At 55.5% G+C, this 20,517-nt stretch carries 19 protein-coding genes; 7 read left to right on the top strand and 12 right to left on the bottom strand.

Features of this window, described 5'->3' with window-relative positions:
- Positions 1-23 precede the first annotated feature (23 nt).
- From HDF10_RS20140 to HDF10_RS20125, 4 genes are all read right to left on the bottom strand, one after another.
- Complete coding sequence (locus HDF10_RS20140; RefSeq protein ID WP_183816711.1) at positions 24-878, bottom strand: RepB family DNA primase; 855 nt, start codon at positions 876-878, stop codon at positions 24-26.
- A gap of 520 nt (positions 879-1,398) precedes the next feature.
- Positions 1,399-3,090, bottom strand: coding sequence for a ParB/RepB/Spo0J family partition protein (locus HDF10_RS20135; protein WP_183816710.1), 1,692 nt, complete (start codon positions 3,088-3,090; stop codon positions 1,399-1,401).
- A gap of 82 nt (positions 3,091-3,172) precedes the next feature.
- Complete coding sequence (locus tag HDF10_RS20130; RefSeq protein ID WP_183816709.1) at positions 3,173-3,589, bottom strand: DUF6908 domain-containing protein; 417 nt, start codon at positions 3,587-3,589, stop codon at positions 3,173-3,175.
- Complete coding sequence (locus HDF10_RS20125) at positions 3,589-4,548, bottom strand: ArdC family protein (protein WP_183816702.1); 960 nt, start codon at positions 4,546-4,548, stop codon at positions 3,589-3,591. The genes HDF10_RS20130 and HDF10_RS20125 overlap by 1 nt, the downstream gene beginning before the upstream one ends.
- A 437-nt stretch (positions 4,549-4,985) precedes the next feature.
- Between HDF10_RS20125 and HDF10_RS20120 the strand changes: the two genes are divergently transcribed.
- Positions 4,986-5,258, top strand: a complete 273-nt coding sequence (locus tag HDF10_RS20120) for a hypothetical protein (protein WP_183816700.1) — start codon at positions 4,986-4,988, stop codon at positions 5,256-5,258.
- 11 nt (positions 5,259-5,269) lie between these two features.
- Here HDF10_RS20120 and HDF10_RS21270 read toward each other — a convergent pair whose 3' ends face one another.
- Genes HDF10_RS21270 through HDF10_RS20105 form a run of 3 tightly spaced genes read right to left on the bottom strand, consistent with a single transcriptional unit; the run spans position 5,270 to position 11,009 of the window.
- On the bottom strand, positions 5,270-5,563 hold the full coding sequence (locus tag HDF10_RS21270) for a M48 metallopeptidase family protein (protein WP_183816698.1): 294 nt from the start codon (positions 5,561-5,563) through the stop codon (positions 5,270-5,272).
- Positions 5,564-5,580: 17 nt separating this feature from the next.
- Positions 5,581-8,511: a type I restriction endonuclease subunit R gene (locus tag HDF10_RS20110; RefSeq protein WP_183816696.1), complete on the bottom strand. Its 2,931-nt coding sequence runs from the start codon at positions 8,509-8,511 to the stop codon at positions 5,581-5,583.
- Positions 8,508-11,009 (bottom strand): N-6 DNA methylase, encoded by a 2,502-nt coding sequence (locus HDF10_RS20105; RefSeq protein WP_183816695.1) that lies wholly within the window; start codon positions 11,007-11,009, stop codon positions 8,508-8,510. The genes HDF10_RS20110 and HDF10_RS20105 overlap by 4 nt, the downstream gene beginning before the upstream one ends.
- Before the next feature lie 181 nt (positions 11,010-11,190).
- Here HDF10_RS20105 and HDF10_RS20100 point away from each other — a divergent pair, with 181 nt between their 5' ends.
- From HDF10_RS20100 to HDF10_RS20090, 3 genes are all read left to right on the top strand, one after another.
- Positions 11,191-13,416 (top strand): AAA family ATPase, encoded by a 2,226-nt coding sequence (locus tag HDF10_RS20100; RefSeq protein ID WP_221271923.1) that lies wholly within the window; start codon positions 11,191-11,193, stop codon positions 13,414-13,416.
- A 439-nt stretch (positions 13,417-13,855) separates the two neighbouring features.
- Entirely contained in the window at positions 13,856-14,152 is a 297-nt protein-coding gene (locus HDF10_RS20095) for a hypothetical protein (protein WP_183816691.1), read from the top strand.
- A 75-nt stretch (positions 14,153-14,227) separates the two neighbouring features.
- Entirely contained in the window at positions 14,228-14,572 is a 345-nt protein-coding gene (locus HDF10_RS20090; RefSeq protein ID WP_183816689.1) for a hypothetical protein, read from the top strand.
- Between the two features lie 459 nt (positions 14,573-15,031).
- Here the strand turns inward: HDF10_RS20090 and HDF10_RS20085 are convergent, their stop codons facing one another.
- The 4 genes from HDF10_RS20085 to arsM are packed head-to-tail and all read right to left on the bottom strand — an operon-like array spanning position 15,032 to position 17,675.
- The gene (locus HDF10_RS20085) at positions 15,032-15,442 is read right to left on the bottom strand and encodes an arsenate reductase ArsC (RefSeq protein WP_183816687.1); all 411 of its coding nucleotides are present in this window, start codon (positions 15,440-15,442) and stop codon (positions 15,032-15,034) included.
- A gap of 53 nt (positions 15,443-15,495) precedes the next feature.
- Positions 15,496-15,984 carry an arsenate reductase ArsC gene (locus HDF10_RS20080; RefSeq protein ID WP_183816685.1) on the bottom strand — a complete coding sequence of 163 codons (489 nt, stop codon included), beginning with the start codon at positions 15,982-15,984 and terminating at the stop codon, positions 15,496-15,498.
- A 3-nt stretch (positions 15,985-15,987) separates the two neighbouring features.
- On the bottom strand, positions 15,988-16,785 hold the full coding sequence (locus HDF10_RS20075; protein ID WP_183816683.1) for a PP2C family protein-serine/threonine phosphatase: 798 nt from the start codon (positions 16,783-16,785) through the stop codon (positions 15,988-15,990).
- Positions 16,743-17,675 carry an arsenite methyltransferase gene (gene arsM, locus HDF10_RS20070; protein ID WP_183816681.1) on the bottom strand — a complete coding sequence of 311 codons (933 nt, stop codon included), beginning with the start codon at positions 17,673-17,675 and terminating at the stop codon, positions 16,743-16,745. The genes HDF10_RS20075 and arsM overlap by 43 nt, the downstream gene beginning before the upstream one ends.
- Positions 17,676-17,749: 74 nt before the next feature.
- Here arsM and HDF10_RS20065 point away from each other — a divergent pair, with 74 nt between their 5' ends.
- The 3 genes from HDF10_RS20065 to HDF10_RS20055 all read left to right on the top strand — a co-directional run bounded on the left by HDF10_RS20065 (position 17,750) and on the right by HDF10_RS20055 (position 19,998).
- Entirely contained in the window at positions 17,750-18,163 is a 414-nt protein-coding gene (locus HDF10_RS20065) for an ArsR/SmtB family transcription factor (RefSeq protein WP_183816679.1), read from the top strand.
- Positions 18,163-19,284: an ACR3 family arsenite efflux transporter gene (gene arsB / locus HDF10_RS20060; RefSeq protein WP_183816677.1), complete on the top strand. Its 1,122-nt coding sequence runs from the start codon at positions 18,163-18,165 to the stop codon at positions 19,282-19,284. Before HDF10_RS20065 ends, arsB begins: the two co-directional genes overlap by 1 nt.
- Before the next feature lie 129 nt (positions 19,285-19,413).
- Positions 19,414-19,998: a cation efflux transmembrane domain-containing protein gene (locus HDF10_RS20055; RefSeq protein WP_183816675.1), complete on the top strand. Its 585-nt coding sequence runs from the start codon at positions 19,414-19,416 to the stop codon at positions 19,996-19,998.
- A gap of 24 nt (positions 19,999-20,022) precedes the next feature.
- Here the strand turns inward: HDF10_RS20055 and HDF10_RS21120 are convergent, their stop codons facing one another.
- The gene (locus HDF10_RS21120; protein ID WP_260178041.1) at positions 20,023-20,145 is read right to left on the bottom strand and encodes a hypothetical protein; all 123 of its coding nucleotides are present in this window, start codon (positions 20,143-20,145) and stop codon (positions 20,023-20,025) included.
- Positions 20,146-20,517: the final 372 nt, after the last annotated feature.

Here is a 20,517-nt window from a genome sequence, read left to right as displayed (position 1 = left end):
AAGAGCAGATGCAACACCGATGCTCATCGTTCGGCCCATCTCCTCGCCTTCCCCATGGTTCTCTGTATGTAGGCAGCTCGCCTGGTAGGACTGGAATCGCGCGAGAGGTAATCGTCTTCAAGGGCACATCCGATCCGGTCCTCGGTGATGCCATTGGCAAAAGCGGCGACACAGAAAGCGATGTCGGCGGCGGCGGGTCGGTCCTGGTACTTGGTTGAGCTTCGGAATCGCTCGAGAGATAGGTTCGATAACCTCGGTCCCCTTTGGGGAGAAAGAGAATTTTGCAGACGCCTCGCCTCGTGTTCCTGCTCGCGGGCCTCGAAGAGCGTCGTTATCTCTTGCGCGAAGGCCTCCGCCATCGGGTACTGCTGTCCGGTGTGGCTGTGCAGGCGCACGAAAGGGAAGAGGCCGTCAGACTTGCGGTATTTAGGTTTACAGTTCGTGAAGCCGGGAAGCCGTCCAAATCTCCTCCAGTCCGCCGCGCTGGGGTCAGCGTCGTACCGCTCGGCCAATGTCTGCGCTGCAAAGGTTCCGAGGAGCTTCGGAAATATCCTGGCGTGCTTCAGCCAGGCTTGAAAGTTGCCTGCGCTGGTCTCGACAACAGCACATGGGTTGAAGCCATCCGCCGCGAGCCTCGCAAGCGAGGTCTCGTGGAGATCGTCGAGGGTGGTGAAACGATGCTCCCCGGATGGGCGAATGTAGATGTGCGAGCCGTGGGCATTGCGGTACTTGAGCAGAGAAAGCCTGTCGAGGACCGCCCCGGCCGCGATGCCGTCGAATCCCGGAAGCATTCCACGCTCACTCAGGACACCGACATCGTAGAGCGGTGCCTCGATCGCCGTGAGCAAATTGCGAACTGTGGATTCGGTTCTATCCATATCGACGTCATCCTTGAGATTTGTTTCACCGAGGGAGAGGGCGGGGAGGGAAAGGCCCCGCCGCCCGCCTTGCGTGGGCGAAGTTCATACCATCTACCCTCTAAGCGAGATGAGAGGGGCACCTTTTGACACCCTCGGGAGCATTTTTTTGCGAAGAGTGCGGTTGCGAACGCAACCCCTCGGATTAGAGAGGTTGGCTTCCAAATGGAGGATCTTTCTGCCTCTGTGAGTTTGTCCTGTTCCGTGGCTGACGTATGTGAGACCACGGCGTGGCTCTTCTCAGAAACTCCCTGTGGGCGGCATCCAGCGATAACCTCGCCTGATGCAGGTCGAAGAGAGAGAAGCATGTGGAGCATCCACCCTTGATTCCGCCCCGTCCTTCCCGCTCCGGGTTGTAACGTGGATGCCGTTCGCACTTCGCCTTCACCCGTTCGGCGACCTTGAGTTTGTAGCTGAACTGAAACATGATCTTCTCCTTTTGGAAAAAAGCGGGAGCCGGTTAGCTGACTCCCGCTGCGGGTTAGGCTGCAACCTGCTTCTTAGCCGTGGTCTTCTTAGCTGCGGTCTTCTGAGCGGCCTCGATCGGTGTGGCTGTCTTCGCTTTCTTGGTGGCTGTCTTCTTGGGTTGTGGGGGAGCAAAAGCGGTTTCGGCCTCGGTTAGAAAGTCGATTTCGCTTTCGCGCGGAATGGGTGTGTGTGCGGTGAGGACGAGACGGAGGGCAAACCCGGTGAGCTTGTCATCCGGTAGTCCGTCGATGGTGGAAAGCAGAATCTCTTCGGAGGTCTGCTGGTTGTTTTCGTCATCAGCGGCAAGTTGCTCGGCTACGTCGTCGAAGGCGTAAGGGTCGATAGTGGCGAGGGCGCGGAGAAACACTCTCAATTGCGTTGCGCTGAACATGGCTGGGGCTTTGTCTAGAATCCGGTCGAACTTTGATAAACGCGCCTTATGCAACTTCTCTCTGCGGGCGCGTTCGGCTTCATGCTCCTTCTGTTCCCGCTCGAACTGCTGTTTCCGCTCTTCGGCTTTCCGCTCCCGCTCCTGCTCGTACTCCTTTCGTTGCTGTTCGTAGTTGCGCTGGCGTTCCTCTGCCTCTTCCTGTGTCTCGGCTTCGGACGCGGGCGCCATAGTAGGGGCGGGATTGGCGGCTTGTTCTTCCTCTGCTCGTGGGTCGTGTACGGGGCAATCGTCGTCTGTGCATACGGTGAGAGTGGTTCCTACGCGCTTGCCATAGACGATGATTGCGGGCTTAGCGGCTGCGCACGGCGGGGCTGGCTCGGCATCCGGGTTCTCGACTACAGTCTCGATCTCTCGGAAGTGCCCGCGCTGAACGGCACCGGGCCTCTGCTCTCGTGCGTTTCTCCAGCCGTTCTCGATCCGGATAAGCTCGGGACGGGCTGCAATCTCGCGATCGATATGAGCGGTGAGTTTGATTTGATAGCAGGGTCCTGAGAGGCACTGGTCGCCCTCGGTTACGTCGGAAAAGAGGGAAGCGTTATATCCGCTGCGATGGGGGCAGGTGACGCAAGCTCCGGCTGCGGGGTTGAGGGTGGGGTCTTCGCGGTCGAATGGAGCATCCGCAAGTGAGAGATAGAGGTTGTTCTGAATCCATGCCGATACGTGCTTGGCGGGTAGCAGGTGCGGCTCCGAATCCTGCCAGTCCTTACGCCAACACTGCTGGAAGGCGTCGGCCTGTGACTCCTGCGGAAGACGGGCGATAAGGTTAGCGTGGCTGGCGGTGATGCGCTCCTGCGTAAACGCTTCGGCCACTTCGGGAATGAGTTGCAGAAGAGACAAACGGGCGTAGATGTGGCTTGCGCTCTTGCCTGATTTCTCGACCAGTGCGGCTACGTCGTAGCCAGGCAAGTCAAGCAATGATTGGAAGCCCTGCGCTTCCTCATAAGGATGAACGTCGACGCGTTGAGAATTCTCAACCAGCTGCCATTCTTGAGATTGGGCGTCGGTGAGTTCAACGATACGGGCGGGGATGGAAAACAACTCGGCCAACTGAGCGGCGCGGTAACGTCGCGCTCCCGCGACTAACTCGAACCCGTCCGAGTTCGGACGGACGGTGATGGGCTGGATAAGGCCGTGATGCTTGATGCTCTCTGCCAGCTCCTGCAGCTTGCCTTCGTCAAAAGTGCGCCGGGGGTTCGTGTTGGACTCGTGGATGGTGTCGATGGCGAGGTACTGGAATGCGCTGCTGTTCTGCATGATTGCCTCCTTGGGCGGGTTGAAAGGCCTGAGGGTGTGGAGCGAACACGATGCCCTGTGTCCGCTCCGCTGCGGAATGGGTTTAGGCGCGTGGGGTCTGCTGCCGCTCGAATGCTTCGGCGAAGCCCTGCAAACGCAGGTTGTTGTCCCACTGCCTGGCGAATTGCTTGTGTTGCTCGTGCAAGCTGGAAAGGTGAACGTAGTGGCCGCGCTCAATGGTGCGGCTCCACTGCTCTAGGCCGATGTAGTCGTTACGAAAATAGAACGGGTCAAGGTGAGCCCCTTGCACAAGGCCAAGTTCGAAACACATCTCCGGGTCGCGCATCAGGTCGCCGTTCTGTTCGCCGTAGTGGGCTACGGAAATTGCGGGAAGTCCACTGGGGCCTGATTCGTCGGTGGCTTCGATCACAAGCGCCATATAAGGCGCGTTCTCGATCTTGAGATAGAGGCCGGGATTCCAGCCCCCGGCTCTGTTGAGGATGTCGAGAAGGGTCTGCATTACGCCACCTCCGCGAGTGCTGCATCGGTGGCGTCCTGCGTGGTGGGCTGCTCGGCTGGCTTCTCTTCGGTCGGAACCTGCACGACTTCCGGTGTCTCGATTGCAGAGAGAATCAAGGCGGATGTGCGTTGAATGACTTCCAAGCTCTCGGCCAGAAGTGCCGCGTTTCCGTTGTAAAGGTGGATGTAGTCGGCGGCCGCGTTTCCTGCGTCTAGTCCGATGGTCTGAGAGACAACGAAGGCGATTGCCTCGGCTTCCGTCTCGCGTACTGTCTTGGTGGTGGCGGTGCGGCGAGAGCATTTGTGTAACAATTCGTGGCTCGCCTCATGGACTAACGTTGAAAATTCTTCCGCTGCGGATTGGCCGGGAAAGATAGCGATCTTGCCTCCGTAGCTCATGCCTAAGGCGGGGGCGATGCTTTCCTTGAATTCAAGCTCGATACCTTGGGCAAGGATGAAGTCGATCAGGCGTCCGCGGTATTCGCCAACGTCTCCCTTGACGCGCTCTTTCAGGTCGGGAAGCTCTGCCCCTTCGGTTTGCGAAACATCGAACACGTACACGGCGCGGAATCCCACCAACAAGGGCTGATTCTGCTTGGTGATGTCCTTCTCGGCTTCCGGATCCTTCTTGCGTTTGGTGCCGAGCATGGGGGCCAGAATGCGAATGCCCTTCTGTCCCTTCTTTACCCTGCGTCCAAGCTGATTCCATGCATACATCCCGGCTACTCTTGATGCGGACGGCATTTGTCGGGCGATTTCGAGGATGTTCCCGAACGAATAGCTATGGAATTTACCCATTGCGGTGAGGTAGGCGGTGAGCCCTTCGCTGTGTCCTGCCTCAAGCTGCTCGACGAGTAGCTTTACGTTGGCGGCGATGACTTCTTTGCTCGTCTGCGGCTTGGGTGCGGTGGGAAGGGAAGTAACGTTGCTGGTTTCGTTCGTGGTGGCGATGCTGCTCATGGGTGCTTCCTCCGTTTTTGAATGGCCTTGCTGTGTTTGCTGACAAACACGCCTTGGCCCTGGCCCACGCCAGCAGGGGCGGCAAGTGCAAGAGGTGGGGTTCCCCACCCGGAACGAAGTGGAGGGCGGCCGTAGGCCGGTCTGCACAAGCGCAGCGCGGAAGATTGGGGTGCCTCTTGCGCGCGCCAGGGACGGAGTCCCTCAGGAAGGCTTGGTTTCCTTGCCTTGCGCGGAGCGCATGAATGGTTGGTTTCGGGGAGGGCGTTGCGGTCGGCCCGCAGAGGAGGGTGCCGGAAGACGACACCTCCATCGCCGGCTGGAGGCAGGGAGGAGACTTCCTCCCTTTAAACCGAGGCCTTGCGTGGCATCAAGAGGTTTGGAATTCCGGTGCTTTCCCCGGCGGAACTGTTAGAGAAAATGAGGGGAGGGGAACCAAGATGGCGACTGAAGCGCGTAAGACAGCGATCCCGAAGTTTCCGCTGCGGCCGATGCCGTCGGTGCGGCGAACCGAAGAGGTGTTTTCAGAGAAGGAGGGCGTCTCTTTGAATCTGTTCATCAATGTGGCGGTCGCTGAAAAGCTGGCCCGTCTGGGACACGAGGAATGGACGCGAAAGCCAAAAGAGCCGACGAAAGAACTCGATAAAGCTAGCAAGAAGCGCGTGGAACCGGGAGACGAATTGCCGAAGGGCTACCGGGCTAAGCGACGGTAACCAAGCTGCATTCACGCTTTCCGCGTGAGATCCAATGTTCGCCAATGCGGAATGTGGGCCGTGAGCAAAGCCTTGAATAAGCGACCGTGGTTCGGGACACGAAGGTGAAGGAGTTCGTGCACAATCACGAAGTCCTGAAATGAATCTTTGCAGCGAAGCAAATCAGCAGCAAGCGTAACTGTCCCAAGGGTTGAGCACGAACCCCACTTCCGTGTCATTTGTTGCACTCGAATGGATCGAGGTGAGACCTTCAGCCGCTTCGCCCACGAATCCGCCCTATGTCTCAGGTATTTCGCATTCTGCATTCTGCACTCCGACATCTCTAATTCACTAGCTTGGCGACGATCATCTCAACGAGGCGTGTTCGCTCTTCACTTGGCAAAGAGAGCAAGGGCTTGTAGAGACTGGCTCGAAGCCGTCTTTGCTCGTCGGTGTTTAGTGCGGCGTTCGGGAACCGCGTCGCTAGCGCCTCAGCCTCGCGGGCAATGTCTATCGAGTCAATGCCTAGTGGTACCAGGGAGGTCTCGCCGCGCAGAGCCCAGAACACAGCGAAGCCCTTGGGCGACAAACCACTATCCTTGGCGGCTGCCATTGCTGCATCCCTCTCAGCAGCCAAAGCAGCTAGCAGGTCCATCGCTGCGAGACCCGTGGTGCGACGTCCCTCCAAGTCACGCAAGATACGTTCAGCGCGGTCCTTCAGCGGCTGTAAGACCGCGGCGGCGTTCGGATCTTCATCTATCTCCTGTTGGAGTCCACGCACCAAATTGAATACTTTGCCTTCATCGGAGCCTTTGTCTGTCTTAAGTGATTCAAGCGTTTTAACGTCGAAGGTGACGCTCTTCGTCACGAGGCCTAAACCATCTTGCGTGGCACTCTCCTCGACGAGTCGCCGCGTCTTGTATGCCAGGTCCGCAATGAATCCGACCTTCTCGGCATAGGCGTTACGCACAGCTGCATAGAGCTGAGCCAGCCGCTTGAAAGTTGGGATGTGCTCCCGAAGCTCAGGAGATGGCGAGAGAATCTCCCACAGACTCTCAAGATGTTTGTAGTCCTCAAAGAAGACTTTCCGGGCGGCAAGTTCCAAGAACTGACCATACACTGACCGCTCCAATCTCTCGTCAGCATTCCCGCCTTCCAACGGCTTGAGATAGGTGGTCTCGGCTTGCTCAATGCGAACTTTGAAATCATCCAGCAGAACATCCAGGTCCTCTATGACTCCGCTCACATCCTGCGAATCGAACTGAAGCGACTTCTTCAGTTCGCGAAGAACTCCGATGAAATCCACTACCAGGCCGACAGGTTTCTGGACACCCTTCGAATCGACGTAGGGTCTGTTGACTCGGGCGATAGCCTGCAACAAGACGTGGTCTCGCATTGGCTTGTCTAGGTAGAGGCAATAGAGGATAGGAGCGTCGTATCCGGTGAGAAGCTTGTCCGTTACGATTAGGATTTTCGGGTCTTTGTCGGGCTTCTTGAAGAGAAGACGCACATCCTCTTCGCGCTCCTCGCTAAGTTGAAGCTGTGCTACCAAGGGTCGGTCAATGATGTCGGCACTGTTTTCTGTGTAGACGGCTTCGCTCCATTCCGGGGGCAACAGAGCATCAAGCGCCTTTTTGTATTTCGCGCAAGCCTCGCGATCCACAGCCACGAGAAATGCTTTGTAACCGAGGGGCAGTACGTTCTCTTTGAAGTGATTGGCGACGAAAGAAGCGACCTTTTCGACACGATCATCGGCCTTGAGAAAGGTGCGAAGCCCGACGGCCTTGTCTAGAACTTTGTTCAACTCCTCAATGTCTGTCACACCTTCGGTTGATGACAATGCGTAGAATTCCTTATCGAGCTGTTCCACTGGGATGGTCATCTGACTTGGAGCGAGAGTGTGTTTTATCGGAAGAGTCGTCTCATCGTCGATCGATTCACGAATCGAATACTTGTCCAGATATCCGCGATCGTCTTGCGCCCCGAAGATCTTGAACGTGCCTTCGCCATACACGGTCTTGTCGATCGGCGTACCCGTGAAACCAATGATTGTGGCCTTCGGTACGGCGGCCATTAGATAGGTTCCTAGGTCCTTCGCGACAGAGCGATGCGCTTCGTCGATGAAGACGTAGACGTTGTCTCGCGTACAGCTGTCCTTGCGGATTTCATCAAACTTGTGGATCATCGCAATCACCAGACCGCGAAAATCTGCATCCAGAAGGCTTTGCAGATCCGACCTGGAGTTTGCCCGCTTCACGGCGATGTCGTGCTTTTGCATCTCACCCAGTAATCGCTCAACCCAGCCTTTGAGTTGTCCTTCGAGCTCTGTTCTATCCACGACCAGGATCACGGTCGCATTCGCGAACCGCTCTTTTTGTTCAAGAATTAGCTTAGCCGCTGTGAGGAGAGTGAATGTCTTGCCTGACCCTTGCGTGTGCCAGACCAGGCCGCGCGTCTTGTTAGGATCGGCACAGCGTTCAGCGACTGCATCCACTGCGCGGCGCTGATGCTGCCGTAAAACTGACTTCCGGGTTTCACTGTCCTGCACATAGAACAAAATCCAGTGTTGCAGTGTCCTCAGAAAGTCTGTTCGCTCAAAAAATGCCTGGACCGCGAAGCGATAGGCCTCGTCCGGAGTCTGCTTCCACCGCGCCATATCACGTCGAGTGACATTCCAGGTCACGCCATACCAATAGTCGAGCAAATGGGTCACGTTGAAGAGTTGCGGTGTGCCAATCAACTCAGGAGTTTCGAGCTCATAGCGGCGCAACTGGGTAATGCCACGCTCAATCGCGTTGCCGTCTTTCGGGTTCTTATGTTCGACAATGCAGACCGGGACACCATTCACCACAAACATTACATCGGCTCGGTTGCCCTTGCGAGCTGGCGGCTTGAGCGTCCATTCCCAAGTGACATGGAACGTGTTCTCGCCGGGATCTTCGAAGTGGATGAGCGTCACATGCCTATGGCGCTTCTCCTCTTCGTCATACCAGCTCTTTTCGCCCCGCAGCCACGCCAATACATCGCGGTTTCCCTCAATCGTCGCAGGAATGGCGTCAATCGTTTCGATGATCGAACGTACAGCGTCGGGCTTCAGCCAGGAGTTGAACTCGGCTAGCTTAGCTGCCAGTACATCGCGGAACAACATTCCGCTATCGCCACCCCGCTTCTGCCGGGCTTCGTCAGGACCAATGGCCGTCCAGCCAATTTCAACGGCGTGCTTCACCATCGGGAACTGGACAGTACCCGCTTCGCTGATGCTGAGTTGGCTCATGCTAGCGCCTCCGCTGAGACTGTTCCTGAGCCCGTTCCATCCTGGTCAGCTATGACAGTGGCGCCTGAAACTAGCTGGTCAAGCAACTTGCGAAACAAATCATCAAGTATTGCAGCCTGACGCTTGTGCGCTAAGATCCTTTGTTCAAGGGTATCGAGTACCTCGACTATCTGTGCCTGTTGCTCCTGATCGTGAGGCATCGGCAGCAATATCGATTCGAGCACGGGAATATTGACTCCACCTTTCAGCCTGTCTCCCTTGTTGCTTGCGATCTGTCTCCAGTAGGCCGCGCTCTGCATAAGATAGTGCAAAAATTTGGGGAGTATCTTCTCCTTCTTGGCACGAACGCGTATGAGATAAGAAGCAAATACCGATTCCGGGCAATCGCTAATCATGTACGACTTTCCTGTTGTGGCACCAATCCGCGCGACCAAGACGTCCCCCGCCGAGAGTTTCTTCTCAGAGGCTGAATCGGCATCGCACGCGCAATAAGGTACAGCGTCCCAATCCACGCCACCGTCTTGAATATCAGTAATGCGCAACATTTTTGGCCCGACCGCATCTTGGCTCGCACTAGCGGTGAAGCCGTAGTCAGGCCGCTCAATATAATCCCCAAGTTTCACAACAGTACGATCGGGACCTATAGGACCAATTTCGCTATCAGTCACCACTACATCTGTTGCTTCATTGTCGTTGAGGGTTTTTAGCAATTTGGTGAGCGCCAGTTCAGCAGTCTCCATACCTCGCGAAACTTCGCTATAGCGACTTATCAGGTCTCTAGTGGAAGAGTGGGTCAGGGTGCCAACCTGAGAAATCCACTTGCCTGGGCTCAAGTTGTAGTCAGCGTCCGACGCTTCGAGCTGGGTGATGACTGCAACCTCGCCAGCTGCCGGCTCGCCGCGCAAGAATGCGCCGGCCAGCGAGCGGATGTCTCCTGATATGAGATAGTTCTTTGGCTTTCCCTTCGCAACGTGTGTGCTAGCGTTTACTAAGACGATTTTGCCTTTACGAGCGGCAGCCTTACGCTTATTCAACACAACAATCACCCCTGCTGCCGGCGTGTTGTAGAAGAGATTGTCAGGCAGTAGAACGACACCTTCGATCAAATCCTGATCGACAAACCATTTACGGATGTTACGTTCCTTATCCTCATTCTTCGAGCCAGATCCACGAGAGACGGCTCCCGTATCGAGCACGACTGCCGCACGACCATGGTCGCTCATACAAGCAATGGTGTGCTGAAGCCACGCCCAATCACCTTTGCCCGTAGTGATACCTCCGGAAGATCGGAAACGATCAAACGGATCGTTGGCGAAGACGTCTGGAGCAAAAGGCTGATTCCACATGGGATTGGCCACCACAATGTCGAAGGTCCGGATCTTTCCCTCGGGTGAGCGGAACTTCGGATTGATCATTGTGTCGCCCCGGGCGATCTCAATCTCCATGTCGTGGATGATGCCGTTCATCTTGGCGACGGCGTAGCTCTCGGCCTGAAGTTCCTGGCCAGTCAGTTGCAGCGGGACTTTACTCAGCGGATTCAGTTCCTTGCAGACAAGCTGCAACTTCACGAGCAAGCCAGCCGAACCGCAAGCGTAGTCGTGGCAGACCTCACCCGGCCTCGGGCGAAGGATATTCGCCATCAGGAAGCCGACCTCTGTCGGCGTAAAGAACTCACCCGCGCTTTGGCCCGATCCCTCGGCAAACTTCCGTAGCAGATATTCGTATGCACGGCCGAGAAAGTCTGGCTCTACATCCGCGAGGCCGAGCCGATAGCGAGGATCGGAGAAGGTCTCGACTACTGACCGCAATTTCGCAGGGTTGATGTCCCGCTCGCCATTCCGCTCTGCAGCAAAATCGACAACATCGATCACACCGGCGAGGCCGGGATTCTGTTTGACGACTGCGCGAACAGCTTTCGTCAAATGCTCCCCGATATCCTTCGGTTTCGCCGCGTCGTTCGGCCAGGCATACGTCTCGCGGGCACTCAGGATTGCCCAACGCGCTTCTTGCGGAACGTAGAACCGGAGCAAGGAGTGGTCGCCTTCGACAATCTCCAATGCAGTTGCGCGGTCGCCGTAGTCCTCCGCCAAGCGGTCAATCTCGTCATCAAAAACGTCGGACAGCCTCTTTAGAAACAGAAGCGGGAGTAAGTAGTCCTTGAACTTAGCCGCATCCTTTTCTCCACGGATGGAACATGCTGCGTCCCAGAGCATTTGCTCCATAGGTTTCGTGGTTGGGGCGGCAGCAGCGCGGCGGCGCCGGGTTACGCTTGGCGCAACATTTGCTGTCGCGTCTTCGGCTTCCAGACTGATTCCGGACTCCGTAGCAAAGCCCTCGATGGTCTTGCGAGCCGACTTTTGGGGAACGTTTAGCCCATTTTCCCACCTGTTGACCGTTGCGAAAGACACCCCAAGCCGTTCGGCGAGCTGCTCCTGGGTGAGATTGAGCTTGACACGAATTTCTTGCAGAAGTCTAGGAACGGTGTCATCTTTTGTCATGTTTGTTAGTATTATAACAAATGTTAGATTGATGCAAGCGTATTTTAGGGTAATGATTGCTCAACCGCTGGCGCTCAATTGATCTGCTTGTAAAAAAGAAAGGCCTTGGTTTATTGTGATCGATCACATCCAGTTACTACGGAACATCGGACAGTTCGACTCTGTGACCGGAGGAAGCCAGTTGGCATTCTCCAAGATCACTCTTTTCTATGCTGGAAATAGTAGAGGGAAAACTACCCTCGCTGCGATCTTTCGCTCACTCGCGAGTGGAGACGCGAAGCTGATAACTGAGCGTCGTCGTTTGTCAGCGACTCAGGCGCCCCATGTCGTTTTGAATGCGAGCATTCCTTACATCTTTCAAAATGGGCAATGGTCTAGTCTTTACCCTGATCTCGTCGTCTTCGATGATGCTTTCGTCGCCGAAAACGTGTGTTCCGGCGTGGAAATCGGTGCCGAACATAGACAGAATCTCCATGAGCTGATCCTGGGGGCTCAAGGTGTGACCCTCAATGCAACCCTGCAGGGGCACGTAGCGAAGATCGAGCAGCACAATAAAACATTGAAGACAAAAGCCGATGCCATTCCATCGACGCAGTTGGGATCGCTCACCGTAGATGCCTTTTGTGCATTGAAGGCCAAGGCTGATGTAGCAGCGCTGATTCAGCAGGCTGAACGCAGTCTGGCTGCTGCTCGTTCTGCGGAGACCGTCTCCCAGCAATCGGGCTTCTCTCAACTAGCCCTGCCAGCGTTCGACAGACTGGCAATAGAAGCGCTACTGGCTCGCGACCTACCTACACTTGATGCTGCTGCTGCAATGCGAGTCCAGGCGCATCTCTCGACGCTCGGGGGAGGTGGCGAGTCTTGGGTTGGACAAGGAATGGGACTGGTTCCTTCGGCCTCGGAAGGAACAGACTATGAAGTGTGTCCGTTCTGCGCACAAGACCTCGACGGCTCCTCTGTCATGGAGGCTTACAGAACTTACTTCAGCGAAAGCTACGCCGATCTGAAGGCAAGTATTGACCGTGGGATCGCGGGTCTGGCTCGGTCTCACGGCAATGACGCGCCTGCTGCGTTTGAGCGGGCAGTCCGTGTCGCGATCCAGCGACGTGATTTCTGGAAAAATTTTGTCGAAGTTCCGGAACTCAACATTGATACTGCAGCGATAGCACGCACCTGGAACAAGGCACGAGAGATAGTGCTAACAGCACTCAACGCGAAAAAGGCCGCTCCGCTCGATGCTGTCACACTGACCTCAGCCGATCTTCTGGCTTTGGACGAATACGAAAGTGCAACCAGCGGAATCGTGACGATCTCCGATGCTCTGTTGGCGGTCAATCCGAAGATTGCCTTGGTCAAGGAGCAAGCTGCTTCAGCGAATGTCACTACGCTCGCTGCTGATCTCGCAAAGTTGAAGTCGACTGAGGCACGCCATAGTTCTGCGACCAATTTGCTTTGCCAAGCGTACATGGATGAAAAGGCGGCGAAGAAGATTACGGAAGGTCTTCGCGACACAGCGCGTGGGGCTCTCGACGTATATCGAACCGCCATTTTCCCGGCCTACGAGACTGCCATCAACGCATACCTGGTTAAATTTAACGCAGGTTTTCGGCTTGGCAGCGTCACCTCTGTGAACAATCGTTCTGGCTCGTCGTGCAGCTACAACGTACTAATCAACAACGTTGCAGTTGCTATTACTGGGAACGATGGTGACCCTTGTTTCAAGAACACGCTTAGTGCAGGGGACCGAAACACCTTGGCCCTTGCTTTCTTCTTTGCATCTCTCGATCAAGATCCACAGTTATCTCAAAAGGTAGTTGTGATCGACGATCCGATGACCAGCCTGGACGAACATCGTTCTCTGACAACTGTTCAGGAAACCGGCAGATTGTTGAATAGAGTCGAGCAGGTTGTGGTCCTCTCTCATTCAAAGCCCTTTCTTTGCGCAATCTGGCAAGAGGCTGATAAGACCAGCCGGGCCGCGCTCAAGATCATTCGAAATGGCACTGGCTCTGTTCTCGACACTTGGGACGTGAATCAGGACTCCATTACGGAGCATGACAAACGACACGCCGCCGTAAGTGCGTACATTCGCAGCCAACAGGGAACCAATGAAAGGGCAGTAGCAGCTGCGTTACGTCCGATACTCGAATGCTATACGCGAGTCGCATATCCCGCCGTTTTTCAACCAGGAAGCCTGCTTGGTCCGTTCATAAACACTTGTAATCAGAGGAAGGGTACACCGAGTGAAATCTTGAGCGAAAGCAATATCATTGAGCTACGAGACCTGCTGGACTACGGTAACAAATTCCATCACGACACGAACGCTGCTTGGGAAACAGAGCAGATCAACGACCAAGAACTTCTCAACTTCTGCGAGCGCACACTCAAATTTACTAGCCGGAGCTAATAGTTCATTGCGACTGGCAAGAGAGCGTCCTTCGGCGCTCATTTGTTTTGATGAAATAGTTCGAGCTCGCTCTTCTAAAGAAGCACAGTCATTTAGAACCAAGAACTACAGCAGGGAACCGACAGAGGAGACACCAATGATGATCCCTTACGCGTGACTGTGTGCGTGAGGCCCACGAGAAAGATTAGGGCGTGTCGCTATGGGGTATAGCCCAACCCTACGTCCGACACCCGGCGAAATAATGTCGTAATAGGGTCTCATTCTGAGTTATCGTACAGGTCGCGACGAAGGTCAAAGAGTCTATTCGGACACCTTGGCCCGCTGAGGTTGCGCGGGAAGACGGCAGTTTATCGTTTGCTCCAGGGCGCGCGCGACCTCCTCCCGCGATGCACCAGGTTGTTCGATAGTATGGGTTTTAGGCTCAATCATCAGGTTCTCTATGAAGAGACAGATCTGCTCCTACGATATGGTCGCTGTTCCTTCGAGCTCCTACACCGTTACGGATGCGGAAGGAGACATGTACCTGTGCAACTCGCGATGCCTTTGCATCTGGGCGGTGATGCTCGTAACGAAACATAATTTGCCGGAAAGCGAGCGAGACCGCTCATTTGTCGTAACTGATCCTGTTGGCAAAAAGCGCAGCTTTGAGAAACTGATGGATCTTGCTCAATGGGCCGCTGCCAACGCATTGGGCAAACCAGAAAACGAGTGGTTGATGAACGGGCGCGATATCTAATAACTGGATTTGTTGGGAGTATAGAAGCAGCTGCAAGGGTTATCTTTATCTAACTAGAGCAAGTGGAGATTGTGCATGATTCATCCAGAACTCGCGGCTTTAGAAAAGTGGGACACCATCGAATACGCGGCCGGCTATCGGGCACGACTGGCTGCAATACCGGATTCAGAGATCGCACATCACTGTTGGCGTTGTGGCTGGGAAGACGCCGATACGGAAGCTCTTGAATTGGATCGGCACAAACGTGTTTTGGCCGATGGCGGGGAAGATGATTACGCTGAGACATGGGGCCTGCTGTTCGATGCTGGCGGCGATGCCCGGGCGAATGGAGTTCCGTTCGATGAGGGCCGTACGCAACCCTGGAAAGAAGGCTGGATCGCCGCGGACATCAATGTTGGGCTGGCAGGCATTGAAGACTAACCCATCGAAGACCGGAGTACAGCGGGCGCTGCATTGTCGATGCGGACGCGAGAAGATTCTCGCGCTTGGTCTTTGTGCGACCTGCTACACCTTGAAACGGCAGGACGACGAATATTTTGGTGGGTTGCGAGAACAGGTCCTAGAGCGAGATGGCTATTGCTGCCGTGTTTGCGGAGCGTCGGGGCGACGCAAACGCTCCATCGTTGTTCATCATCGCGTACCAGGAAAATCCGTACTCCATCTTATGATTTCGCTTTGCCCTGGGTGTCATGCGAAAGTGGGTCGCACAAAGGCCGTTTTGTCACAGATGCCAGCCCTTCTGCTCGAATTGTGGCGCGAGCAACACCCGCTCGGCCATGAACAAACCCTATTAGACTTCAAGGCCAAATTCCCAGCAGCTACGAGCGCGCCTCTGTTCAGACAGATCGCTCCACAGAAAGGCCACTCCGACGTGAGGAGTCACGCTGGCTCTTTCTCCAATCCTTCGGCCTGAATAAGTTCCGCAACACGAGCCTTGATATCGTCGCGTACTGCACGAACCTCATCCGTAGGACGGCCTTTTGGATCGGGCAATGGCCAGTCATCGCGGCGAAGGCCTGGCACGTAGGGGCATTTGTCGCCGCAACCCATGGTGATGAGCAGGCCCGCATCGTTTGCAAGCTCCTGGGTCAGCTTTTGTGGTGTGGCGGCGCTGAGATCAATGCCAATCTCCTGCATGACGGCAAGAACCTCTGGATGCACTCGTAAACCTGGCTCGGTGCCTGCGGAGACAGCTTCAGCCTTGGTTCGGTCGGCAAGCTGGTTGAAGAAAGCTGCGGCCATCTGTGAGCGGCCAGCATTGTGTACGCAGGCGAAAATTACCTTAAGCATCGTGTCTCCCGGTTGTAATCGTGTTGAGTGGGTGGAATCGCATCGCCGAACGTCTACCGCTTCCCGATGTTGTCGATCTCCTTCTGCAAAGAGAACGTATCGAGCGTCGCGAGCGGAAGACAGAGAAACAGGCTGATGCGTCGGTCGAGCATAGTGAAAGCCTGACTAAAAGCATGCTCGATTTCTTCTGGCGTTCCTTGGACGGCGGCGGGGTCGGGGATACCCCAATGCGCTGTCATGGGCTGCCCAGGCCACAATGGACAGACCTCGTTCGCTGCGTTATCGCAGACGGTGAAGACGAAATCAAGCGAGGGAGAATCCGGCTTAGAGAACTCATCCCAGGACTTGCTCCGGAAGTTCTCAGTGCTCAAACCCGCGTTCTCGATCTGGCTGAGGGCCTCCGGCCGCACCGAACCGGAAGGGTGACTTCCGGCACTGTAGGCGGTGAAGGTCGGCGTACCTTTCCATTTCATGATCGCTTCGGCCATAATCGAACGTGCGGAATTTCCTGTGCAGAGGAACAAGACGTTGTAGTGTGGCATTGTTCAAATTCCTTTCGGTGACCGGCGAAGCGCAAGCATTGTGCGGTCATCGCTTGGTTGCGCACCATCGGTGTAACGAACGATGGTGCGTTGGATCGTTTCCACAACCGCAGAAGGGAGCAGGTTTCTCGATTGAAGGAGCGCCTCTGCGAGGCGGTTCTGGTTAAATTCATTTCCAGCTTCATCGGTTGATTCTGTAATCCCGTCCGAATACAGGAACAGCGTGCTTTCCGGGCTGACACGTCGTTTTACGCTCGCGAATTCGGTCGAGCAGAACATCCCGAGAGGAAGGCTCGCAGCCGCAATAACCTCAACTTCAGCGCCTTCGACAAGTAGGACTGGGTTGTGGCCGGCGTTCACCAACTCCACATTCCCGCTGCGATCTGCCTTGCCCAACACTAATGTCGCAAATTGAGCAGGAAGTGCGCTTTGACAAAAGGTGCTGCTCGCGGTGGTCACTACTTCTTCAATCGTCCGGCTTGAAGGCAGCAATGTCCGCAGCGTGGCATGCAAATGAGACATCAGCATTGACGCTGCCACCCCTTTGCCCGACACATCGCCGAGAGCAAAATAGAAGGCGTCGGCTCCCGCCGGAATCAAATCGACATAGTCGCCGCTTACGAATCCGGCAGATTCGTAGGAAAACGCTACCTCCCAATCGCTAAGGCAGCAGCGCCGCTCCGGTAGTAAGCGCAGTTGAACCTGCCGGGCCAGTTCCAACTGAGCTTGCAATCCAGTGTCGATTTGAGGGGCGATAGTCACAGTGCCGCCGTCGGAGCGCAGCAGGTCGGGCCACAGCAAGCCGGTTGAGCGCTCTTGACCGGCTTTACGGCATATACCTTGACGCTGGCCGCCGCTATATTCACATCGTATTCAGACAATAGGGCCGTCAGGTCCTGATGCAGGCTGGTGGGCGAGTCTGTCGAGCAGCAAGACTCTGAGAGCACTGTTAAGCCGGTGGCGGTGTCCATCGAAGGGGAGCAGCATCCAGCTTGATTCTCGACCTTGGAATAAGCATTGAGATCAGCCCCGCTATCCACGATCTCAACGTGCTGAAAGCCTGCCGCGAGCAATCCTGCGCGGTAGTCGTCTATGAGGATCGCTCCTGCGATGCAGCCGACATACGCCGCGACGCTTTGAGCTACGGCTTCCGGCAACTCGTGCTTCAGTGCAATATCACTGAGGGCTACTCGGCCGCCTGGCTTCAAGACGCGTGCGATCTCGCGGAAGACAGCAGGCTTGTCCGGCGCCAGATTCACGACGCAGTTCGAAATAACGCAATCGACGGAAGCATCCGGGAGCGGAATCCGGTCGATGGTGGACTGGTAGAACTCTACATTGGTGTAGCCGCCCTGATGCGCGTTCTCACGCGAGCGCTCGATCATAGCAGTGGTCATATCGATGCCGATCGCGCGGCCCTCTGGCCCAACCATCTTCGACGCGAGGAATACGTCCAGACCGCCGCCGGAGCCAAGATCGACCACAACCTCTCCGGCTCTCAGGTGGGCTGTAGCTGTGGGATTGCCGCAGGAGAGGCCCATATTAGCCCCTGCCGGAATTGAAGTGAGCTCTTCGGCGCTGTAGCCAAAGGCTTCCGCAACCGCCTTCACACCTGCGTGGTCGTTCGACAATGTGCTCTCCGCGACCGCGCCGTACTTCGACTTCACTGAATCCAATAGCTGCTCTGACATATATCTCCTCCAAACATTCGCTTAGGCGACTATATGTCTTGCATTCGCATTCGTCAAGGCGTATACATAAACATATGGCAGCGAAGCAGACTTTCAACGTGGAACGGTTCTTTCAGGCTCTCGGGGATAACACCCGGCTCCGGATACTGAATCTCATTGGCGACCAGGAGATTTGTGTTTGCTACTTTGTCCAGATCCTAGGGGGCCCTCAACCGAAGATCTCGCGTCATCTGGCTTACCTCCGCAGCGCGGGTATCGTCGCGGTGCGCCGGGAAGGGAAGTGGATGCATTATCGGATCGTCATGCCTCCGCATATCGGAGCGGCACAGATCCTGCGGCAGACGCTCGGCTGGCTGAAAGAAGAAAAGACAATGCAGGCTGACAGGGCGCGGCTGACAAAGGCGTGTTGCTCCCCGGCGAAGTACGCCCTGCTCGAAGGTGCTCCGTTACCTACAACGATCCAAGAAACAACCTGTGAGGCCTGCTAATGTCTACCGCTCCGCTCACTCAAGGCCGCGTTTGTGCTCCGGCCGCTCGAAAGAAGCTCTCGTTTCTCGACCGATTTCTGACGCTCTGGATCTTTCTTGCTATGGCGATTGGCGTTTCCATCGGCCACTTCATTCCATCGTCTGCCGGCTTCGTCAACCGTTTTCAGACCGGGACAACAAACATCCCTATCGCTATCGGCCTCATCATTATGATGTTTCCGCCTCTGGCGAAGGTACGATACGAAAAGCTTGGAGAGGTATTCCGTAACAAGCGCGTTCTCGGCCTGTCGCTCGTGCAGAATTGGCTTATTGGCCCGGTGCTGATGTTCCTCCTGGCCATAGTCTTCCTCCGGGGCGAGCCCGCCTATATGCGCGGGCTGATCCTGATCGGCATAGCCCGCTGCATCGCAATGGTGCTGGTCTGGAATGAACTTGCGGAAGGCGACACGGATTATGTTGCTGGGCTTGTTGCCATCAACAGCGTCTTTCAGGTGCTCTTCTACAGCCTGTACGCATGGGCCTTTATCACCGTGCTCCCAAAGTGGTTCGGCCTCGAGGGAAGTGTTGTTGATGTTGGAATTGCTCAGATTGCGAAGAGTGTCGGCATATATCTCGGTATCCCATTCGTATCCGGATTCCTCACACGCTTCATTCTCATTCGGATCAAAAGCGAAGACTGGTATCGGACTCGCTTCATTCCTCGCATCAGCCCTTTGACCCTCGCCGCGCTGCTGTTCACGATTCTCGTCATGTTTTCCCTCAAGGGCGATTTGATCGTGCGACTCCCGCTGGATGTGGTTAAGATAGCGGTCCCGCTTGTCATCTACTTCCTCATCATGTTCCTGGTCAGCTTTTGGATGGGCAAGAAGCTGGGCGCGGACTACGCGCAATCCGCAACCTTATCCTTCACAGCTGCGGGCAACAATTTCGAGCTGGCGATAGCGGTAGCAGTGGCCGTCTTCGGATTGAAATCCGGCGAGGCCTTCGTCGGCGTCGTCGGGCCGCTCATCGAAGTTCCAGCACTAATTGGGCTAGTCAATGTGGCTTTCTGGATGAGGCGGCGTTATTTCAGTTCCGAGATGAAGGGGTTCCAAGTCCATCCGGTCGAAGACGCGCCATAGCAACATGCTGCGGCTGGAACGCTCTCATATAATCGGTGGAATAAGGCATCGTTAGCGGGAACCGGGAAGTTCAGTTCGGTACATTCTTCTGTGGCTCATACAGTCCAAACTCATTCCAGCTCTCTACCTATGAACACGGCGCGCCAAGTAGCCTGGCTGCAGGGCATCACGCTGGCATGGATGTTGATCGAGTGCGGGGTGTCTTTCTATGGAGCCATCTCAGCACATAGCCCCGCGCTGCTGGCATTCGGCGCCGATAGCTTTGTGGAATTGCTGTCTGCAACCGTGGTTCTGCTAGCGATTGCCCCGTCGTTTCCGCTCACAAGAGACCGTGCCGCACGGCTGGCTGGAATCCTGCTTTTTGTACTTGCAGGAGTAGTGGCGCTCGTGACGGTGCTTGCGTTCGTGTCTGGCGTCACTCCAGAGACGAGCTGCAGTGGCATAGTCATCACACTTGCTGCCCTTGTCGTGATGCCTATTCTGGCCTGGGCGAAGCGTAGGACGGCACGGCTTACAAACAACCGAGCCTTGGCTGCGGATGCTGTGCAGTCAGCGACCTGTGCCTACCTGGCTGCTGTGACTTTGGCGGGACTAGCCATCAATGCCATTTGGCACATACATTGGGTGGATTCAGCCGCAACACTCCTTGCATTGCCCATCTTGGTCATCGAGGGACGGCGCGCTCTACGCGGTGAGAGCTGTGGCTGCTGCTGAAATCCGCAATCGTAGATACCGACTCTAGGATTTGGCAGCTGCTATCGAGTCCACCGTGATTGTCTTTCCATCTACCTTTCCTTTGATGGTCACATTCTGTCCGGCAAACTTGTCGAACTGGCTCTTGCCGCCCTTCAGCGTGTACACCTTCCCGGCGCTGACAAGGGCAAAGTCAGATCCCTTTCAGCTCAGCCACCCAGCACGGCTGACTCAACAATTCGACTATACGTAAGCTGCGTTATCGGCCATAAGTTATTTGTAATGAACTATTTAGATGAATAGTATCAGAAGCTTCGAATCCTTCAATTCACGGTAGGCCATGGAAATGCCGAGGCCGTGGAAAACGTGGGACGATGAAGCTACAAAAAAGGTCCGCCCAGATAAACTCGCACGCCGCGTGGATTGAAGCTAACAAGATGTAGTAGCATCGTGAGCCGGATGTTTAGTGTTGTGGTCATCTGCGTCTTTTTGGGCATCCTCTTCAGCTGTCTTGCCGGTCCTGAGAGGACCGGTGCAGCC

The organism is Tunturiibacter empetritectus, from assembly GCF_014201375.1.
GTDB lineage: Bacteria > Acidobacteriota > Terriglobia > Terriglobales > Acidobacteriaceae > Edaphobacter > Edaphobacter lichenicola_D.
The sequence above is the reverse complement of the archived record's forward strand: the minus strand, read 5'-3'. Positions and strand labels throughout refer to the sequence as shown.